Annotated in this window: 17 protein-coding genes and 3 pseudogenes; 4 read left to right on the forward strand and 16 right to left on the reverse strand. The window is 35.4% G+C overall.

Features of this window, described 5'->3' with window-relative positions:
- The first annotated feature begins 407 nt into the window (after positions 1–407).
- The 3 genes from B9L23_RS20055 to B9L23_RS10760 all read left to right on the forward strand — a co-directional run bounded on the left by B9L23_RS20055 (position 408) and on the right by B9L23_RS10760 (position 3,620).
- Positions 408–560 (forward strand): hypothetical protein, encoded by a 153-nt coding sequence (locus B9L23_RS20055; RefSeq protein WP_245842394.1) that lies wholly within the window; start codon positions 408–410, stop codon positions 558–560.
- 453 nt (positions 561–1,013) lie between these two features.
- A complete protein-coding gene (locus tag B9L23_RS10755) occupies positions 1,014–1,856 on the forward strand; it encodes a C39 family peptidase (RefSeq protein ID WP_089097630.1) in 843 nt (280 codons plus the stop codon).
- 192 nt (positions 1,857–2,048) lie between these two features.
- Complete coding sequence (locus B9L23_RS10760; RefSeq protein WP_089097631.1) at positions 2,049–3,620, forward strand: multicopper oxidase family protein; 1,572 nt, start codon at positions 2,049–2,051, stop codon at positions 3,618–3,620.
- A 1,443-nt stretch (positions 3,621–5,063) separates the two neighbouring features.
- Here the strand turns inward: B9L23_RS10760 and B9L23_RS10770 are convergent.
- From B9L23_RS10770 to B9L23_RS10835, 14 genes and pseudogenes are all read right to left on the reverse strand, one after another.
- The gene (locus tag B9L23_RS10770; protein ID WP_042411620.1) at positions 5,064–5,777 is read right to left on the reverse strand and encodes a cytochrome c biogenesis CcdA family protein; all 714 of its coding nucleotides are present in this window, start codon (positions 5,775–5,777) and stop codon (positions 5,064–5,066) included.
- A gap of 42 nt (positions 5,778–5,819) precedes the next feature.
- Positions 5,820–6,347, reverse strand: a complete 528-nt coding sequence (gene resA / locus B9L23_RS10775) for a thiol-disulfide oxidoreductase ResA (RefSeq protein ID WP_231883423.1) — start codon at positions 6,345–6,347, stop codon at positions 5,820–5,822.
- 28 nt (positions 6,348–6,375) lie between these two features.
- Positions 6,376–7,569 carry a c-type cytochrome biogenesis protein CcsB gene (ccsB, locus tag B9L23_RS10780; protein WP_042411624.1) on the reverse strand — a complete coding sequence of 398 codons (1,194 nt, stop codon included), beginning with the start codon at positions 7,567–7,569 and terminating at the stop codon, positions 6,376–6,378.
- A complete protein-coding gene (gene resB / locus B9L23_RS10785) occupies positions 7,566–9,185 on the reverse strand; it encodes a cytochrome c biogenesis protein ResB (protein ID WP_042411627.1) in 1,620 nt (539 codons plus the stop codon). Before resB ends, ccsB begins: the two co-directional genes overlap by 4 nt.
- Before the next feature lie 151 nt (positions 9,186–9,336).
- Entirely contained in the window at positions 9,337–9,585 is a 249-nt protein-coding gene (locus B9L23_RS10790; protein ID WP_042411630.1) for a DUF2933 domain-containing protein, read from the reverse strand.
- A 213-nt stretch (positions 9,586–9,798) separates the two neighbouring features.
- Positions 9,799–10,011, reverse strand: a complete 213-nt coding sequence (locus B9L23_RS10795) for a hypothetical protein (RefSeq protein WP_042411632.1) — start codon at positions 10,009–10,011, stop codon at positions 9,799–9,801.
- Between the two features lie 150 nt (positions 10,012–10,161).
- Positions 10,162–10,353: an SHOCT domain-containing protein gene (locus B9L23_RS10800; protein WP_089097633.1), complete on the reverse strand. Its 192-nt coding sequence runs from the start codon at positions 10,351–10,353 to the stop codon at positions 10,162–10,164.
- Positions 10,353–10,979: a WD40/YVTN/BNR-like repeat-containing protein gene (locus tag B9L23_RS10805; RefSeq protein ID WP_089097634.1), complete on the reverse strand. Its 627-nt coding sequence runs from the start codon at positions 10,977–10,979 to the stop codon at positions 10,353–10,355. The genes B9L23_RS10800 and B9L23_RS10805 overlap by 1 nt, the downstream gene beginning before the upstream one ends.
- A gap of 83 nt (positions 10,980–11,062) precedes the next feature.
- Positions 11,063–11,734 (reverse strand): annotated as a pseudogene (locus B9L23_RS10810) (cation transporter); the annotation flags it as partial.
- On the reverse strand, positions 11,727–12,095 hold the full coding sequence (locus B9L23_RS10815) for an ArsR/SmtB family transcription factor (protein ID WP_089097635.1): 369 nt from the start codon (positions 12,093–12,095) through the stop codon (positions 11,727–11,729). The gene B9L23_RS10815 and the pseudogene B9L23_RS10810, both read right to left, overlap by 8 nt.
- 292 nt (positions 12,096–12,387) lie before the next feature.
- Positions 12,388–13,741: pseudogene (locus B9L23_RS10820) on the reverse strand (Nramp family divalent metal transporter).
- A 236-nt stretch (positions 13,742–13,977) separates the two neighbouring features.
- Positions 13,978–14,925: a cation diffusion facilitator family transporter gene (locus B9L23_RS10825; RefSeq protein WP_089097636.1), complete on the reverse strand. Its 948-nt coding sequence runs from the start codon at positions 14,923–14,925 to the stop codon at positions 13,978–13,980.
- Positions 14,926–14,939: 14 nt separating this feature from the next.
- Positions 14,940–15,094, reverse strand: a pseudogene (locus B9L23_RS10830) (ArsR/SmtB family transcription factor); the annotation flags it as partial.
- A 113-nt stretch (positions 15,095–15,207) separates the two neighbouring features.
- Positions 15,208–16,059, reverse strand: a complete 852-nt coding sequence (locus B9L23_RS10835; protein WP_089097637.1) for a hypothetical protein — start codon at positions 16,057–16,059, stop codon at positions 15,208–15,210.
- Between the two features lie 1,677 nt (positions 16,060–17,736).
- On the opposite strand from B9L23_RS10835, the gene B9L23_RS10845 reads away from it, so the two are divergent.
- The gene (locus B9L23_RS10845; RefSeq protein WP_089097638.1) at positions 17,737–18,402 is read left to right on the forward strand and encodes a class I SAM-dependent methyltransferase; all 666 of its coding nucleotides are present in this window, start codon (positions 17,737–17,739) and stop codon (positions 18,400–18,402) included.
- A gap of 149 nt (positions 18,403–18,551) precedes the next feature.
- On the opposite strand, the gene lgt is transcribed toward B9L23_RS10845, so the two are convergent.
- Together lgt and B9L23_RS21730 are read right to left on the reverse strand one after the other, a co-directional pair.
- On the reverse strand, positions 18,552–19,358 hold the full coding sequence (gene lgt, locus B9L23_RS10850; RefSeq protein ID WP_042411707.1) for a prolipoprotein diacylglyceryl transferase: 807 nt from the start codon (positions 19,356–19,358) through the stop codon (positions 18,552–18,554).
- On the reverse strand, positions 19,337–19,507 hold the full coding sequence (locus B9L23_RS21730) for an Lmo0850 family protein (protein WP_369492354.1): 171 nt from the start codon (positions 19,505–19,507) through the stop codon (positions 19,337–19,339). The genes lgt and B9L23_RS21730 overlap by 22 nt, the downstream gene beginning before the upstream one ends.
- Positions 19,508–19,813 lie beyond the last annotated feature (306 nt).

Genomic DNA, 19,813 nt, shown 5'->3' on the forward strand with positions numbered 1-19,813 from the left:
GATTACACGAACCAAATTAGAAGCTGGGACAGCCGGACGAGCCTGCCAGACAAGGTAAAGTCCAAAGCCGCCAAGGGCTATTTCAGTAAGCTTGGGTGGACACATGAACGGAAAGATGACAATTTTACCTAAAAAGCATGGCTCACGACACACATTTCTCATTTACACAAAACAAAGCCCTCGGAATTGCATATTGGCAATCCGAGGACTCAAGAACATTATGCAGAGATATGTTGAACTTCATCAAGGTTAGTGAACCGCTTAGTTCGGGACCGCGTGCTAGGTGGTGTGAGAAGACAAGGGGGAGTCGCCCCATAGCCATCAAGTTAAGAATTTGATCTTTTTTCAGCGCCAAAAACATGGTATCCTTTCTAACGAAAATCATCGTTGGAAAGGATTGTTTTTTGATGGCAAAAAAGATGAAGGCATGGATAAAAACGATTCGTCAACTCTTCTCCTCTGAAGAACTGACCCGTCTGGCACGGAAAGTCGGATTCATTCAGCGGCAGCGTTCATTAACAGCGGAACTATTCATGAGACATGAACCTCCTTGTGGATAGTTGGTGGTACATCTATTCTAACCAAGGAATCGGGTTCATGTCTCCTTTTTTGTTTAGTTGTCAATTTATGTCAGTGAATTTGCTCATCTACAGTATAATATTTTGATCTTATTTAAATTTAACAAACTCTATTTTTATACCATCTATAGGTTCCTGTAATGAACTTTTAACATAAATTATTCCTCCTGAAACCTGTTACGATATTCTCATACTAGAAACATATCAACACAAAAATTAGTAGCTTTTCACTCAATGATATTCTCATTCCTCAAACACAAACATATTAAAACAATAAAATGTGGAGAAATTATGGATTTTTTAGAGATTGTTACAATAATTACATGATAAGAATCATCTCCATTGTTTCTGCAAATTTAGTTGATAATATAAAAACAGCAAGTTTAACAAAGGGGTTGCAGTTGCCATGTTAGGGATTATATTTTTTTAGATTTTATGATTGTTTCACTTTCTATTTTTCTTTTGCGAAACCCAACCAATAAGAAGTTATATAAACTAGCACTAGGATCCTATATCGCTTTTTTCCTATTGTTTTCAACTCTATTTGTCTATTATGTAAATTCTGAAAACATGGTCGATGCTATAAAAAATCTAGTACAGAAAACATCATATAAAAATAAAGTTGAAGAGAGAAATCCGTCATCTAGACATTCAAAAGAACAAGTCCCGGTTAAATCAGCTCTCATTGATGCTCCCCTTCTCTCACAACTTCCAGAACTACCAAGGGGGTGCGAGGTAACAAGTCTGGCAATGCTTTTGAATCACGCGGGAATCAATGTAGACAAGATGCCACTAGCGAAGCAAATAAAGAAAAATCCAACCCCTTATCGAATACATAATGGAAAGGTATTTTATGGACATCCAAATGAAGGATTTGTTGGTGACATGTATACAAAAAAGAAACCGGGATACGGTGTCTATCATAAACCTATAAAAGAATTAGCCGAGATTTATTTACCTAACCAAATCGTTGATTTAACAGGACAATCATTTGAAGAAATATATAAATATTTGTCTAAAGGTACCCCAGTTTGGGTTATTACCAACACAACCTTTCGTGTACTCCCTCCGTCTGAATTTATGGAATGGCAGACCCCGCAAGGCCCTATAAAAATAACATACCGGGAGCATTCCGTGTTAATCACTGTATATGATGAGAAATATATTTATTTTAATGACCCATTGACAGGTACGAAAAATAAAAAAGCACCTAAGTCTGAATTTATTCAAGCTTGGATACAAATGGGCAAACAAGCTATTACCTATAACCGCAATTAACCGGTTATAGGTAGTGGCTTGTCTTTTTTATTTCAAAATGTAATTTGACTCCTATTAATGTCAAACAATAATTTAATCTTCGAACTACTTCGTGTGAAAAAAATATAATTTTTCTCCATAAATTTTGCACATTTATTCTTTATGATGATATTAGTAGTGATTCAGATTACATGTTTACGGAGGGATATATGCATGAAGAAATTATTGCTTGGAACCGTTTTAGCGGGAGTTGTTGCTGTTGGTGCAGCCTGCTCAAATAATTCTATGCAGGGACACGATATGTCAAAAATGAATAAGGAAAAAACAGCAAAAACTTCTGAGGTCAGTGAGCAGCTGCCTTTGGCAACAAACACAGAAGTTTTATCCGGTAAAGAGATTAATCTTACTGCTAAGGAAGCATTATTACAAATAAATGATAAAGTAAAACTTCCGGTCTACACGTACAACGGATCTGTTCCCGGAGCGCAAATCCGTATTAAACAAGGGGACAGAGTTAGAATCCATTTCAAAAATGAATTACCGGAACCGACTACCATTCATTGGCACGGCTACCCTGTTCCAAATAGTCAAGATGGAGTTCCGGGCGTCACGATGAACGCAATTAAACCGGGGGAAACCTTTACGTATGAATTTACTGCAACAGTACCGGGAACGTATTTTTATCATTCCCATCAAGAAAGCGCGAAGCAATTGGACAAAGGGTTATACGGCACATTAATCGTAGAACCTAAGAATGAGGAAAAAGTAGATCGAGATTATACACTTGTGTTAGATGAGTGGATGAGCAATCCAGATGAAGGAAATATGGATATGAGTGGAATGGATCATAGTAATATGGGACATGGAAATAGCTCGGATAACCAACATATGGATATGAGCAGCATGGGCCATGATATGAGTATGTATGATATTTTCACGATTAACGGGAAAAGCGGTTCCGCTGTCAAACCTTTAAAAGTGAAGAAAGGCGAAAAGGTGCGGCTTCGCCTTATAAACGCAGGATACATGTCCCACAAACTCCACCTGCATGGTCATGAGTTTAAAATTGTCGCAACAGACGGGCAGCCGTTAAAAGATCCGCAGCCAATCAAAGACGAACTTTTAAATATTGCTCCGGGTGAACGTTATGATATTGAATTTATCGCCAATAATCCGGGTGAATGGTTATTAGAATGCCATGGTGATATGGAAGGTACCGATGGCATGAAAGTGAAAATTCAATACGAAGGCCAGACAAACAATACGGACAAAGCAAATGCAAAAGAAGACCTCCCTATCGTTGATATGACAAAATACGGAAAACATGAATTAGGTCAATTTACTTTAGACCAGAAATATGATGTAGAGTACACAATGGATTTAGGAACAGCGATGGGCAAAGATGGCATGATCTTCACGATTAATGGGAAAACGTATCCTGAAACAGCACCTGTAAATGTTAAGAAAGGAGATCTAGTAAAAGTAAAATTGGTGAACAATTCACCGAAAGATTTACATCCTATGCATTTACACGGACACTTCTTCCAAGTATTAAGTAAAAATGGTAAGCCAATTACAGGTTCTCCATTGATTAAGGATACCTTGAATTTAAAACCGGGGGAAGAATATGTAGTCGCATTTAAAGCGGATAATCCGGGAAATTGGATGTTCCATTGCCATGACTTGCACCACGCTTCGGCCGGAATGGTCACAGAAGTAAAATATAAAGATTACAAATCTGACTATATACCAAACTCTAATGACACAACAAATAAACCTGAATAACAATGTGAACTAACCCCAAAAAGTGGATGTTTAAAAAATCCCTGGAGTTATTTCCTATAGAAGGAAATAACTCCCTTTTCTTTTTCTTTAGTGTTTATTTTTGCTTGTCACTTAGTGGCTTGACATAGAGTCTCCTTAAGAATAGTTACCTCGCCAGTAAGCCAAGTGCTGTTTCAACTCCTCCTTCTTAACCAGTACATGTCATACCTTCAACTTGTAAATGATATTACGTTTTTGACATTTAATTTCCTCCTTCCAAACAATAGTTTTTACACGAAAAAAATAAAGAATAAATTCAAACTTACTAGAAAAACCAAAACAATAGATACCCAATTTCTTACATAGTTGAAACATCTTTGGTCTTTTAATTGTTGGTCTATTTCAAATCCGTATACTAGCAGACTCATGATTAAAATTGGAGTTACTATTGTTACTGAGAATAAAATTGGCATTAAAAAGCTATTTACACTTTTATAAAAATAAAATGGTAAGAATTTTGACACTGCAGAGATTATTGGATCGAAGAGGAATGACGTCAAAAATCCGAGACTCAAACTCATCATCTTAAATTTAAATGAAAATAACAAAAATAAAATATACACCATGACTATAGCACTGACAACCTTACCTATGATTTGGATAAATGACAGTAACCAGAGATCTCCAAATTTTGTCGCCCAAAATATCATCACGAATAACCCAATTGTTTTCCCCAGAACGAGATAACATAGTTCTTTTATCCAATTTTGATGAAATTGTTTAAAAAGGTAACAAATAAACAAAATGTTTATATAAATTTGGCTTGGTGTAAATAAAGCCAATAGACCTAAGTATATTGTTTTTAATATCCTCGTTTGGCTTTCATGATAATGACTCCAAAAAAACTCGTGAATATTTAATAAGAATACATCTACAAATTGGTTGTATAATTCCATATAATACTCCTCACAAAATTAATGTGTTTCAAATTTTTCCTTTGATAATATTCACTTTATGTTGCCTATTGTCCACATCTTTGTTTTCTGCAACTAAAAATTTAAGCGAAATGCAATGAAAAAGTTTAGCACTATAGTTCCATAAAAGTAAATATAATCCATATACCAATATAATTATCTTACTCTATAAGGCTTGACATGGAGTCTCTGCGTGCATGGATTCTTTTGCGAAGGCTGCAGCACAAAAGGAGTTCGCAGAGACAACCAGCCTACCATGCACGCCACTCCATGTAAAGCCGTGTCTCTGAATTATATTTTGTGAGAAAACTGACCTGTTTTGTTTCCAATTTAGTGCTTAATTTTTTATCTTGCATTTTCCTAAAGTTTTATTTTGCATTAAACACGTCTTTAAATTTGTAAGCAACATGTTATTCACAATAAATAACCAACCATACCCATCATTAGAAAAAAGTGTTTTAGCTTTTCCCCTCCTGAAAACTTAATATTACTAAAAACCGGTGAAACCCCCATAAAATCTGTTGATAAGAAATGATGTTAACTTTGTCATCCAATCAAAAAACAAGAATATTCCCATAAAAACCATAATGTAACCACTGACTTTTAAAATCGTCCGGTTATATTTTTTAATCCAATGTAATTTTCCAATAAAAAACGCCATAGTAAAAAAAGGAATTGAAAAACCAAGTGAATACATTATCATATAAAACAGTGCTTGATTGGGATTTGTTACAGCTAAAGCGATTACGGAAGCCAAAATCGGGCCTGTGCATGGTGTCCAACCGGCAGCAAATCCAATTCCAATGAGACTTGATCCAAAGTAACCTGTTGGGCGATTCCGAAACGAAAACATCTTCCTATCTTTCATAAGAACAGATGGTTTAAATACACCGATGGTCATCAGGCCGAAGAAAATGATTAAAATGGAACCTATTTGCCTTATTAAATCATCGTATTTTAAAAAGAAGGATCCTATAACGGACGTAGAAAAACCAATCACGATAAAAATCACTGTAAAACCAAGCAAGAAGAAAGCTGTATGTAAAAGTGCCCTCTTCTGCAATAATCCATTATTTTCTTTTATTTCTTCAACCGAAATACCCGTAATATAAGATAAAAATGCGGGATAAAGCGGAAGACAACATGGTGAAATAAACGATAAAACTCCTGCACCAAATGATAAAATCGCATTAACCTCTGTCATGATATCAGCTCCTTTAATAACAAAAAGGGAGCTCCCTCCCTATCATGGCATAATTTGAGTCATATATTTCTCTATATCTTCTTCAGTTAGACTGGCTGTGATTCGATCAACTACTTTTCCATTTTTGTCAATTAGAAATGTAACTGGGATTGGCCCCACACCATATAAATCAATGACTTCTTCTTTCTCATCTAGCAAAATTGGAAAAGTCAGACCATAACGTTTTACAAACTTTTCTACTGTTAATTTTGGTTCACCTACATCAACTGCTAAAATCGTAACTCCTTTGTCTTTAAATTTCTCATACTGATTTTGCATATAAGGCATCTCTTCTTTACAAGGCGGACAATAGGTGGCCCAAAAATTTAAAAACACACCTTGTCCTCGATAATCACTTAATCTTACCGTTTTTCCATCAAGAGTTTGTAATTGAAAATCCGGGGCTTGGTCGCCACGAGAGACCATTCCATTGTCATTGTTAAAAATACTTGAATATAGTACATAAATGATCGTAGCAACAAATCCAATTAAAATCCCAATTCGCACGATAAGTCTTCTTTTTTTAGCCAAAACGAAAAACACTCCTTTACAAATTCTTTTAAGCATATGAATGCAATCCAGCAATGACAAGATTTACGACAATTAAATTAAACATTATGATGACAAAACCTATCACAGACAGCCAAGCAGACTTTTCTCCTTCCCAACCTTTTGATAATCGGAGATGGAGATATGCTGCATAGAAAAGAAAAGTGATTAATGCCCAGACTTCTTTTGGATCCCATCCCCAAAACCTTGTCCATGCTTCTTGTGCCCATATCATTGCAAATATTAACGCACCTAATGTAAATACCGGAAAACCAATAATTACTGAACGATAACTGATTTCATCTACTAATTCCGGACGAATATTTTTTAAGTATGGTTGAATCTTTGCCCCAATTCTTTTTTGGAATAAAAGTCGCAACATTATATATAACACGAGTCCCATTAATAATGACCAAATCAATGAATTTAGTTTTCTTGGTGCATTGACCCCATTCATCCATGAAGGAGCTTCTACAATTGGTTTAAAAGAATGAGAACTCTTCACGATTTCCCCGTCAGGAGGCCCTACTATGGCTGGCATATGATAAACAAGCTCTTGTTCTTGTTGTGTTTCATTTACCCATGAAAATGTTGTTTCAAAATTCATGGCATTAAAAATATAAGAAACAATGGCGAAAGCTAATGTACTTAATATAGAATAAATCACAAATTCAATCCAAAAGGTTTTTTTGCTGCTCTTCGTTTGGTCAACAACTCGCAATAAGTAAATAAAACCTGCTACAAAACTAATGGTCAAAATTCCTTCTCCTAATGCTGCTGTTGTCACATGAATTTTCAGCCAATAACTTTGTAAAGCTGGCACTAATGGCGATGCCTCTTTTGGAAATACACTGGCATAGGCAATAACCGTCATCGCAGTAGGAAGTGCAAATAGTCCAATGATGTTTGTTTTATAAATTAAATAGATTATTAAATACCCCAAAACGATCATCATGCCTAAAAATGTAGTAAACTCAAACATATTGCTTACTGGTACATGAGAAATGGCAATCCAGCGAGTAATAAAATAACCGATTTGCAATAAAAAACCTAAAGCAGCAACAATGATTGAAATACGTTCCCATTTTTTGATTTTCAAAGAAGCTTTCTTTTGTTTTGACGCGAAAGATCCCCATGCTAGAATGGTTGCTATAAAATAAGCAAAAAATGAACTAGCTAAAAGATTACTGCTCACATTAATCATGCTACCTCTCCTTTATGCTCTTTTTGATCCTGAGGCTTGGTTAAATCTGTATCTTTAATTACATAATCAATCTCTTTTTTAAGTCCATACCAGTTTTTGTTTGTATGTGCTGCCATCCAAATTTCATTTCCGACGATTTGCACCCAGATTCTTCGATGGTTCCAATACATACCTTGAACAAGACCAATCATAAAAATTAAGCCGCCGAATGCTATGACTCCTAAGGTGCGGTCTTTTCTTACAGTTAAAGCAGTAACATTACGTACATCCAATTTTGTAAACGTCATTTTAAATTTGTTTTCACCGAATGGCTCCAAATTTTGTCGAATAGCAACAAAACTGATTTCTCCATCCTTTGTTTTAGGGGTGTACATTTTAAATACAAATGCAGGGTTATTTGGAATTTTGGATTTTGTTGTTGGACCTTTATCGCCAAATTCAAAATCAGGAAAATATTCGAGAATTTCCACTTTATACCCATTTCCTAAATTGTAAGTAGATTTTGGATTCAATAAATCAACTTCTATTTCTCCAAAGGTTTTTCCGGTCTCTTTTTCCTCCAACTTAAAATACATTTTATGAAACTCATTCAACTTGTAACTTGTTTGATAAAGAGCAAATCCATCGAATTTTAAAGGATGATTAACCTTAATCGATTGTTGTTTAAGTTTAACTAGTTTAGGTTCAGCACCAGCAATTCCTACATTTTTGTTTTCATAAAGGATAGCATCAGTCTGATAGTTTTTTGGAATTCCATTACCGACTTTTTTTATTATTTCTTGAAACTTTTTATCATCTTGATCATAAGTCTCTAATATGAATCTTTCACTTTTTAAATAGTATTTTCTGTCTGTACCAGGGATTGCTTCTGTTTCTCCATCACGAATCCAGAGAACTTCATCCACGTACATTCCTGGGAAAAATCTTAACATCGCGCCAATTAATACAATCACCAGACCAAGATGATTAACATACGGTCCCCATCTGGAAAAACGTCCTTTTTCCGCGAGAATATTTCCGTTTTCTTTACGTATCTGATAATGTTTTTCTTTTAATTTCTGCTCAACTTGTTTTATCGTTTCGTGAGGATTTGGAACTCGTGATATTCCAAAGATTCTTTGACGTTTTAAAAAGCTTGTATGCCTTGTAACACTCTGTTTTTTTAAAGCCCGATATAGGGGAACAACCCGATCTAAACTTGCAATAATTAAGGATAAACCCATTGATGCAAGCAAAAGCATATACCACCAAGAGCCATACAGATTATGGAATCCTAATGTGTAGAAAATATATCCAACTACCCCATACTGTTCTTTATAATATTGTGCTGGATATACATTAGGTGGAATATACATTTCCTGTGGCAATATTGTACCAATAGCTGACGCAATAAGAGTTAACACGATAATCCAAATTCCAACTTTTACAGACGAGAAGAAGTTCCAAATTTTATCAATTATTGTTGTTTGATATGTTTTCGATCTCCTTGCAACCCCTTCATATCGCATATCCAGAAGTTTCTGTTCTGTTTCTTCATGAAACGGTTTGCCGCACGATTCGCATAATTCCGTTCCAATAGGGTTTTTATGCCCACATTCACATTCTATCAATTGCAATTTCCTCACCTTTCTATAAATACTTTTCCATTGCCTTATGGAATTATAGAAGAAAAATTTGAAGAAAATATGAAGAAGACCAAAAAATTATAAATTTACTAGTATTTTATAAAATAAAAAAAAGCAACCAAATTTGGTTGCCTTTTTCGCATTATGTAGTATGTTTTGTCTTAGACAATATAATGACATTGGAATCATCAGTTTGTTTAAGGAGTTCGATTTCTTCCATTAATTTCATATTTTGTTCTTGTAAATTTTTCACTTGCATCTTCAATGATTTCAGTTCATTCAATTGATTTGTTGATTGAGTTGTGTGACAGTCCTTTTTCCCTCGTGTAAACATCCCTTTCATACAGAATAACATCATTAAAGGACATAATAAGTATATCAACCATTCCATATTTCCTGATCCCCTTTCATATAAATTGAAACCTCTTTCAGTAGGAGATCTCCTTCCTTTATATTACAAGTTCGTCCACGAATGAGGTTCTTTCGGTCGGTAATTCCTCGTTCGAAGATGCTTGAGGCTGTCCTACCGCCCATTAGAACAGGGCAACTTCGGTAAAAAGCCCTTCAAAAAAGAAGAACTTTTATCAATTTTTACACGATGGTTTTATTCAGCTTTATTATAAGATTCCATGAATTCTCCGCATGCCTTCATCATTTTTTGTCCTTGAGGAGAATTCATCGCTTCCATCATCTTCATCATACCGTTTCCATTCATCATGTTCGTCATACTATCTGACTTTTCCGCATAAGAAAACTGTCCGACTACTAACAATGCTGCCAGCGCAAATGAAGAAACAAATGCAATTTTCTTTTTCATTTATGATCCCCTCCCTTCGTTTTAAAACCATTATAGACAATAAATTTGATGAAAATATGGAGATTTGTCTATTCTCTAACATGTCTCATGCTATCTTACAAATGTACTTGGAACTTTTGGGAGAAAATATAAAGACGACTCATCAATCTTTCAATAGCCGTTTTTTCTCTTCATATTCATTTGCATCAATTCTCCACGAGCAAGTCGCTCTTTGAGAATATTCAATGCATGATTTGATTTATTTTCAAATGGTTTCATGATTAACAAGATCATACAATATATTACAAATCCAATAATGATGATCCAAAATAACATATTTAACATCATACCCATGTTCATCATCATGACTTCCCCTCATTAGTAGTTGTTTGACTATTCATCCCTTTTCCCTGTTTTGCTATTTGTATCCAATTTCCACCATGATTATCCGTTAAATAAATGTCTTTTTCAAACGTTGTGAAAACGATTTGCTTTTCATTGTTTGGATTTACCGCAATGTATCCAATAGCATTATCCTCACTTAAAGTTGGAATAGGGATGTTTTTTTTCTCTCCGGATTCAAGATTAATTTCCATCAAAGAAGGCTTATCAGTAATAACTCCGGCAAGAAGTTTTCCCTCTTTTGTAAAGGAAACGGATGTGACTGGAGTATTTTTTGCAATGTTATCAAAAGAATTACCATAATCCTTAGATAAATAAACCCCTCGATTTGTACTGATCACAACCATATTTTCTTTCTCTGGATGAACAGCAATAGCTGATGGTTGCCCTTCTAGTCCTTTCATATCGCTTTTCGTCCACGTTTTTGTTTCGTCTAACGAGTAGTACAATCCAGCGTCATCCATTCTTGAATTCCGTTCTGGGTTTAAAACATAAATGGCATGAGAATAATATCCAACCCCCATTCCGTGAAAGTCAACCTCCCCATATATATAAATCCAGTTTGAAATTCCGACATGTTTAATCAACCTGCATCCTTGTCTATACTGCTCCTAAATGAGTAAATCAAAGGAGCGGAAGAAGAATGAGGAAAAAAGGATTACAAATTACAAACGAGAATATCGTCAACAGGGACCATCATTTCTTCATTTCCTCGACGAATTAATGCTTCTTTTGGAGCAATATCCATCAACGATTCAATGGATTGACGAGCTTTATCCATGGAATAACGCTCTAAGGCTTCACTAATAGCAAAAAGGATGACAACCGTTGCACCTTCTCCCCATTCACCAATTGCTGCAGCTCCTAAAATCGCCACTGTCATCAGCGTATTCATATCAAACTGTAATCGAACCAGGTTCTTGAAACCTTTCATAAATAGCGAATATCCACCGATTAAAATCGATGCAGCATATCCAATTGTCGCAAAGATATGCTCTTCTCCGTATTGCATCCCTAGAAACCAACTGATCACAAGCAAAACGGCGGAAATGTACACTTTAATATTCTCTTTTTGCTTCCAAAAAGGTTCACGCTTGACTGCTTTTTCTTTATCTTCCCGAATCTTTAAGTTTTCAAAAGCCCCTGCTTTTTCTAATTCTTCGATGGTTGTTGTACCCCAAACGGTAATTTTAGATGCTCCAAAGTTTACTTTAGCATCTTGAACACCTGGCAATGCTTTTACGTTATTTTCAAACTTTGCTGCACAGTTTGCACAAGTAAATCCTTGAACACGGTAGGTTTTCACTTCTGATTTAGATAATTTTGCTTGTTGTTCAGACATGGACTTTCACCTCTTTCTCATGTGCTAACGCAATCATGATTAACTGCTTAATATGGTCATCATCCAGCGAATAAAATGCTAGCTTTCCTTCTTTTCGATACTTTACAATCCCTTGTTTATAAAGGGTCCGTAAATGATGGGAAGTGGTTGCAACAGAAGCCCCGATGATATTGGCAATATCACATACACATAACTCTTCATCTTGGCAAAGTGAATAGGCAATTTTTGCCCTATTTTCATCTGCCAGTGCTTTAAACAACAGGACAACACTGGATATATCTTCTTTTTGCAATTCCCCTTGTATTCGATTGACTTTTTCTTCGTCATAACAATAAATTTCACATGTCTCTTTCTTACTCATTCATTATCCCCCTTTCATATTCAAATTTCCGTTCGAATATATTATACCCCATATCTTTCTTACTCATTCATTATCCCTCTTTCATATTCAAATTTCCGTTTGAATATATTATACCCCATTTCTTTTATTATTCAAGTATTTATTTGAATGAAAAACAAAAAAAGAATGGAATTTAAAAAAATCAACCCAATATTTACCGTGCGATTCATTTAATTAGCTACATCAAAAAATTCTATTAGCTAAAAACAATAAACCTCATTATCCGCAAAAAGATAATGAGGTTTACTATTTCTTAACCAAAGAATGTTTGGAACAATAAATATTGCGTTTAAGCTGATAATCACCATCGCTACCATCCAAGCAAGAACTTTCAACCATAATGGATTTGCGAACTCGCCCATTTTCTTTTTATCGCTAGTGAATTGAACGAGAGGCACTACCGCGAAAGAGAGCTGTAAAGAAAGAATAACTTGGCTCAAAATAAGTAATTGAGCCGTTCCGCTTTCGCCATAAAGAGCAGTTACAACAACGGCTGGGACAATGGCAATCAATCGAGTTATCAGTCTTCTTAACCAAGCAGGAAGGCGAATATTTAGAAAACCTTCCATCACAATTTGACCAGCTAAGGTTCCCGTTAATGTGGAGTTTTGACCAGAAGCCAACAAAGCAACTCCAAATAAAATACTTCCAAGTGTTGTTCCAAGCAGTGGAGAGAGCAAGTGATAAGCATCTTCAATCTCCGCAACATCTTTCATTCCTGCTTTATGGAACGTAGCAGAAGAAACAATAAGGATCGCTGCATTAATAAATAAAGCGAAGAATAGGGCAATCGTTGAATCCCAAGTAGCATATTTGATCGCTTGTCGTTTACCCGAGCTGGTTTGTTCGTATTGACGTGTCTGCACAATGGAAGAATGCAGATAAAGATTATGAGGCATTACGGTTGCACCTAAAATCCCGATTGCAATATAGAGCATGGATGGATTGTTAATAATCTCTTTGCTTGGAACAAATCCCTTCAATATGCCACCTACATCTGGTTTAGAAAGAAAGATTTCAGTCGCAAAGCAAGCACCAATGGTTAGAATTAAAACAATCACCAACGTTTCAATATAACGAAAACCTTTATTCTGTAAGAGTAATACGACCAGTACATCCAGAGCTGTTATAATAACGCCGTATATTAACGGAATGCCAAATAATAAATTCAACGCAATTGCCGAACCGATCACTTCCGCCAGATCACAAGCTGCGATTGCCAACTCGCATAAAACCCATAAGATCATTGCTACAGGCTTGCTGTAATGGTCACGACAAGCTTGTGCTAAATCCCTTCCCGTTACAATTCCCAACTTGCCAGCCAATGCTTGAAGCAATATTGCCATTAAATTGGAAAGCAAAATAACGGAAAGTAACGTGTATCCGAACTGGGAACCTCCCGCGATATCAGTCGCCCAGTTTCCCGGGTCCATATACCCCACGGCAACTAAGTATCCTGGTCCAGCAAACGCTAGAAACTTTTTCATCCAAGAACCCGTCTTTGGTATACATAAACTTCTATATACTTCGGGTAACGTTGGTTGCGTCCGTTTATTTCTCCAACCTTCTTCCACTGTTAACGGCATTTTTTTTATATTTTCACCCATGATGATCACCTCATGATTGGTTTTCACTAAATATTTTGCATTAAGGAAACTTTTTGGGTAAAAAATTGCTCCTACACTTAGAATTAGATATATGTAAGAGCAAAGAAAATGTTGCCTAAATAAATTGTACATCAGAAACTTTTTTAGTCAATGGAAACTTTTATCGTTTGTTAGTTTAAGTTCGCTAAAATATTAAACAAGGTACTGACCTTGCTCTATATTGGTCATATTTTTCGTTAGACTTTCATGTCCCCGTGATGAATTTGAGAGGTTTCAATTTGAATGGTTGTATGCAGAATCTTAAATTTTTCCTCAATCATGTGAATGGCATCTTGTAAAACCTTTTGGCTGTCTTGATGATCTTCAATCAAAATATGGCAACTTAATGAATCCAACCCTGATGTAATCGTCCAAATATGGAGGTCGTGAACGTCAATCACTCCTTCAATACTTTCTAAGGCTTTTTTCACTTCATTTTGGTCAATGGTAATTGGCGTTCCTTCCATCAAAATGTGAACCGTATGTTTAATCACTCCCCAGGCACCTTTCAAAATTAATAAAGCAACCAAAACGGAAATAATGGGGTCAGCTACATACCAACCAAAGATCCACATGACAAGCCCAGCGACGATAGCGCCTACGGAACCCAAAGCGTCACCGATCACATGAAGATAGGCGCTACGAAGATTGACATTATTTTTCACATCCCCTTTTTTCATTAACGCCCAGGCACTTAAAAGATTGGCAAACAGACCAATGGAAGCAATCAGCATCATAGAGCCGCTAGCTACGGTTGGTGGGTTGTAAAAACGCTGAATAGCTTCCCATACGATAAACCCAGCGATAACAAACAAGGTAACTCCATTAAACAAAGCGGCTAAGATTTCAAAACGATAAAAGCCATACGTTTTATTGGGCGAAGCTGGTTTGGCGGCAAACCAAATAATAACTAAGCTAAGAACAAGTGAACTGGCATCACTAAGCATATGACCAGAGTCAGAAAGAAGGGCTAGGCTGTTTGTGATTAAACCTCCGAAAAACTCTAATAACATAATTCCAGCGGTAATGAGAAGTGCAATCGTAAGCCCTTTTTTATTACTTTCTCTTCCGTGATCGTGATGGTGTCCGTGGTGATGGTGGTGACCATGGTGGTCGTGAGAATGATGGTGGTGATGATGATGCATGATAAAACGCCTCCTTAATGATGTTCAGCATGGTCAATGGCTTGTTTTAATAATGAATAACGTGTTCGTCATCGCAGGAGTAAAACAGTGTTTTTCCTTCACGGCGATACTTAACCAGTCTCATATTTCGTAACATACTAAGCTGATGAGAAACGGCTGATTGAGACAATTGAGTTCATCCATCGTCCCCCTTGTACTAAGTTGTCTTTACTTTATATACAAACCAATAAAACATGCCTTAACAAAACAAAAAATCCTCCGCCGTGGGAGGATTTTTTGTTTTTATGAAACTTTGACTACGAAAGGAACGGTAATAACCTTACCTTCGTGTTGGAACTGACCCCAAATTTTATAGATTCCACTCTTAGGGAACTTGGTCATAAATTTAGCGTCTGGTCCTTTTGTCTTTTCGTCCATTGGATGTACGTGTAAGTATTCCTCTGTGTCCTCACTGATGATGACAACGTGTCCAATAGCACCTAAGTATGGTTGTAAATTAGTAATCGGTCGACCTGTCTTGTGGTCTTTAATGTTAAAATTCAATGTAACATCTTTTCCGGCTTTGAGTTCGTCAAAAGATAATGTAATTTCCTTGCCATCGACAACTTTAGTTAAATTTTCATCTGGTTTGAGTGGAGTTGTTTGTGCTTTTTCTCCCATAACCGTAACAGTGTGATTTTTTACAACTTTTGATGCCCCTTTTGGAACATAATCGGCATATAATTTATATTCTCCTCCAGCAGGAAAGTTTAAGGCAGTCGTGAACAGTCCGTCACCTTTGTATTCAGGGTGTAAATGATCAAAATAAGATAAATCTTTACTTACTACAATTAGATGCATTAGCTTTTCGTGCTGAATATCAAATTTTTCAATAGGTTTCCCTTCTTTATCATTAATTTGAATTGTTAAATCAACCGTTTCATTGCTTTTTGGAGTTTCTTTTGAAAACTTCCAAACAACCTGTGTAGTGACATCTGGGGACTGGTTCGTTTCGTTATTCATTCCTTCGTGATTTTCACCTTGTTGCATATTTTTGTGATTCATATGTTGATTTTCATTTGTATTGTCGGATTTGCCGCATCCACTTGCAATCAATAAAGCGGAGATCAGAGCTATTAGCATTATTTTTTTCATATTGATACTTCACCCTTTCTAGATTAAGAATTTGTGAAACAAGATTTGACTTTCTAAACATATTGCAAAAATGGACACATCAGATTTCATCCTTGAAGTCATGTTCATTCCTTCTTTTCACTGCACTTAATTTTTCTTTTCGCTGTTTAAGCAAGTATAGATCCACATCCTGAATAGCATCAACCATTTGAACCACAGCTAATCCTCCAAACTCCTCAAAAAATCCATAAGCTACGGATTTTGTTTGCTCAGATAAAAATGCTCTTTGGTTTGAACGTATTTAAAGTAAGCAATTCCTCTTCTCGTTTCTTTATGTAAATATCCTTTATCAACACAGTCATAACAGCATTAAAAGAAATTGGTTTTTCATTGTTGATATGCTGTGGGACTTCCCTAATGGTAACTTTCCCCTGATGCCCAGATATAATTCATTATTTTTGCTTTAAGCTCCAAAGAAACGATTCAATCCCCTCTTCATTGATTTTCCATTGTTTCTCATCCTTTCTACGCATTAACCACACATATGGTGTTCACTACATATTGTGGTGTAAAAATGAAAAAAGTCAAATTTGATGCAGCTAAACATTTTCATGGCTATTAGCGCTCTACAGTTGTATTTCAAGGATTTAGATTTTATTAATATTTGATGTCGCTTTAATGAATATCCTTTGAATATATGTACGCAAATAAACTCTACAATCTATGACCACATAAATCAGCAATTAGCTTGACCAGCCCCAATAGCAAGTAATTTACCTTTGCATAAAAATCACCACTCAGAAATTCACCGCGTTTTAAAATCAGGTGATATATGGTGGAGGATTTAGATAAGGACGCCCCTTATTTTTTAAGATATATTTCAAACTTGACCATCCACCAGAGAATTTTACTTAGAAAGAATTGATTGATCATCTTGAACGGGCTGGATCTAATGTATTGGACCAAAAAAGAATTTTGACAGCTTTCTCTGTATAAAACAATAAATTTATTTAATACCAACCTTTCGTGAACTGGTATTTTTATGCTTGATTTTTAGGTTAATGCCTTGGTGACAGGATATTCGCACAATGAATACTTTATCAGCGTAGGATATTTAGAGGAGAGATGATAATGGATTCACAATGATGATGTCGCCAAGCACACATAAAACTCTCCAAGATTGTCCAACTATGTGTGAAAAGACATTCGATATATTGTTAAATCGCCAAGATGTTTATTTCAGAAATAATCAACTGAAATTCCTTCTTGAAAAGCTGATTCTTTCTTGCTTAGCGTAGAAAAAACGACTTTTCGTTTTCAATATATGTCTTTAGCGTATGTTTTTTGTTGGTACTACCCTAAAAAGGAAAGATAAATCCACGTTTATCCTTTTACTTTGTTTGGATTCCAATTAAATTTTCTCTTTCCCTTTGTGATACATTAAGATACTGATATCACACTACTGATTAACATTACTTTCTCTTGAATTGTTTTTATTTTCCATAATTTCTTCATAATTTGTTCTTATAATAACAATTGTTCATATTTTATCTAGTTATCTAGGTGAATGATGAAACAACCGATTGTGAAAGAACGAAAAAGAAAATCACGTTTCTGTTCCGTATAATATCTTGTTTTGGAGTAATCAGTATCATTGTGCTTATCGTTTATCTATTTAAATAAGTGAGGTGAAATTTAATGAATAACGATAAATCTTTTAAACGAGCTTTGCGTTTTGAATGGCTGACTTCCTTTTATGATTTCATCATAAAATGGACTACGAGAGAAAACACATTTAAAACTGCTCTTATTGAGCAGGCTTTGCTTCGACCTAACCATGAGATTCTTGATATTGGCTGCGGAACTGGAACTCTTCTTTTGCAAATTAGCAAGTTATATCCTCAAACAACTCTTTACGGGCTTGATGCAGATCCTTCAATTATAGAAATAGCCAGACAAAAAAACGATAGTACAAACAATATAACCTTTATTCAAGGTTTCTCTACAGCTCTTCCCTTCGATTCCGATACATTCGATCGCATACTTTCAACTCTTTTCTTCCACCATCTTGATTCAACAGAGAAGGAAGCTACATTCCATGAGATATTTCGGGTTTTAAAACCCGGTGGAGAAGTTCATATAGCAGATTATGGGCCACCCTCTAACCTTTTTATGAGAGCAGCCTTTCTGCCAATTCAATTGTTAGATGGCTTTGAGAGTACAAATGGAAATATACAAGGGCAAATTGAAAGATATATGAAAGGGGCAGGGTTCGAAAAAATTCATAAACATAAAAGTTTTGATACCTTATTCGGCACTATTTCGTTATACTCCGCCACTAAACCCATCAATCTAAAATTATAAATTAAAACATAGTGTGTTAGCGGCAAGAGCAAGTATTTGTTTAGCTTATCACAGACAGGATTTTTGGCTACAAGTTTTTTATTAATTAGATACACAGGATTAAAAAGAGGCTATCGATCTTTTTTCGATAGCCTAAAAAACAGTTTAATCTAATCTTTATACCTAGCTGTCAAACCTTTTCTAGTTCGTCTGTATAATATAAGAACTGTGCTTGTAATCACTAAAACAACAGATAAAACTTGAGCCATTTTTAAATTGTCTGTTAGCATTAAACTATCTGTTCTCATCCCTTCAATAAAGAATCTACCAATCGAATACCATATAACATAAGTCAAGAATACTTCTCCACGTTTTAAGTTTAAACGTTGTAATATCAATAAAATCAGAAACCCTATCAAGTCCCATAGAGACTCATACAAAAATGTTGGATGATAATAACTTCCTTCAATGTACATTTGATTAATGATAAAATCGGGTAGGTGAAGGCTTTCTAAAAACTCTCTTGAAACGGGTCCTCCATGTGCTTCCTGATTCATAAAGTTTCCCCAACGTCCAATTGCTTGCCCCAGTATAATGCTTGGTGCTGCGATATCTGCCAATTTCCAAAAACTCAAATTCTTTTTCTTTGCAAAAACGACAGTTGTGACAATAGCACCTATTAAAGCCCCGTGAATGGCGATTCCGCCTTTCCATATAGCTATAATCTCATTGGGGTGTTGCGAATAATACGACCAATTAAAGATGACATAATAAATTCTGGCACATATCAAAGCTATAGGGACAGCCCATAATACAAGGTCGGTAAATACCTCTTTTTGTAATCCCCTTTTTACTGCTTCATTAGTAGCAATATACAATCCTAACAAGAGCCCTGTACCAATAATAATTCCGTACCAATGAATACTTAAAGGACCTAATTCCAGTGCAATTGGATTTAGAGGTTTAATGGTTTCCATTTACTTACTAAAGTCTCCTTTCCATTCTTTTTCTCTGAATTTTCTAACATATAAGCTAATATAGCTAATCTTGATTTCGTAATTTCTGCTGGTATGCCTCTCGCTCTAAGACGATTTACGATTTGAAAAACTTGCTTTTCCTTGTTCATTCTATTCTAACCCCATTGACAAAGTTATTTACTAATATATTGAGTTTAGCGGCTAAATGATTGATTTAATTCCTGTACTTCTTCTGTTAGACTTTTGACTCTTACAGTTTTCATACAATCCTCCTGAATCAATAGTTCTTAATAATTCGATGAATGTATTTTAATAAATAAATTTGCAGAAGTTATGTAGAAGAAGTAACAAAATAATAAAAATGACTCATTTTACTTAATCGGTTTACCTCAAGTGTCAAGAAAACGTTCAGTGTATATCAATATATGAACTAGTTGAATACGTACAAGCAGCGT

It is taken from the genome of Parageobacillus galactosidasius (assembly GCF_002217735.1).
GTDB lineage: Bacteria > Bacillota > Bacilli > Bacillales > Anoxybacillaceae > Parageobacillus_B > Parageobacillus_B toebii.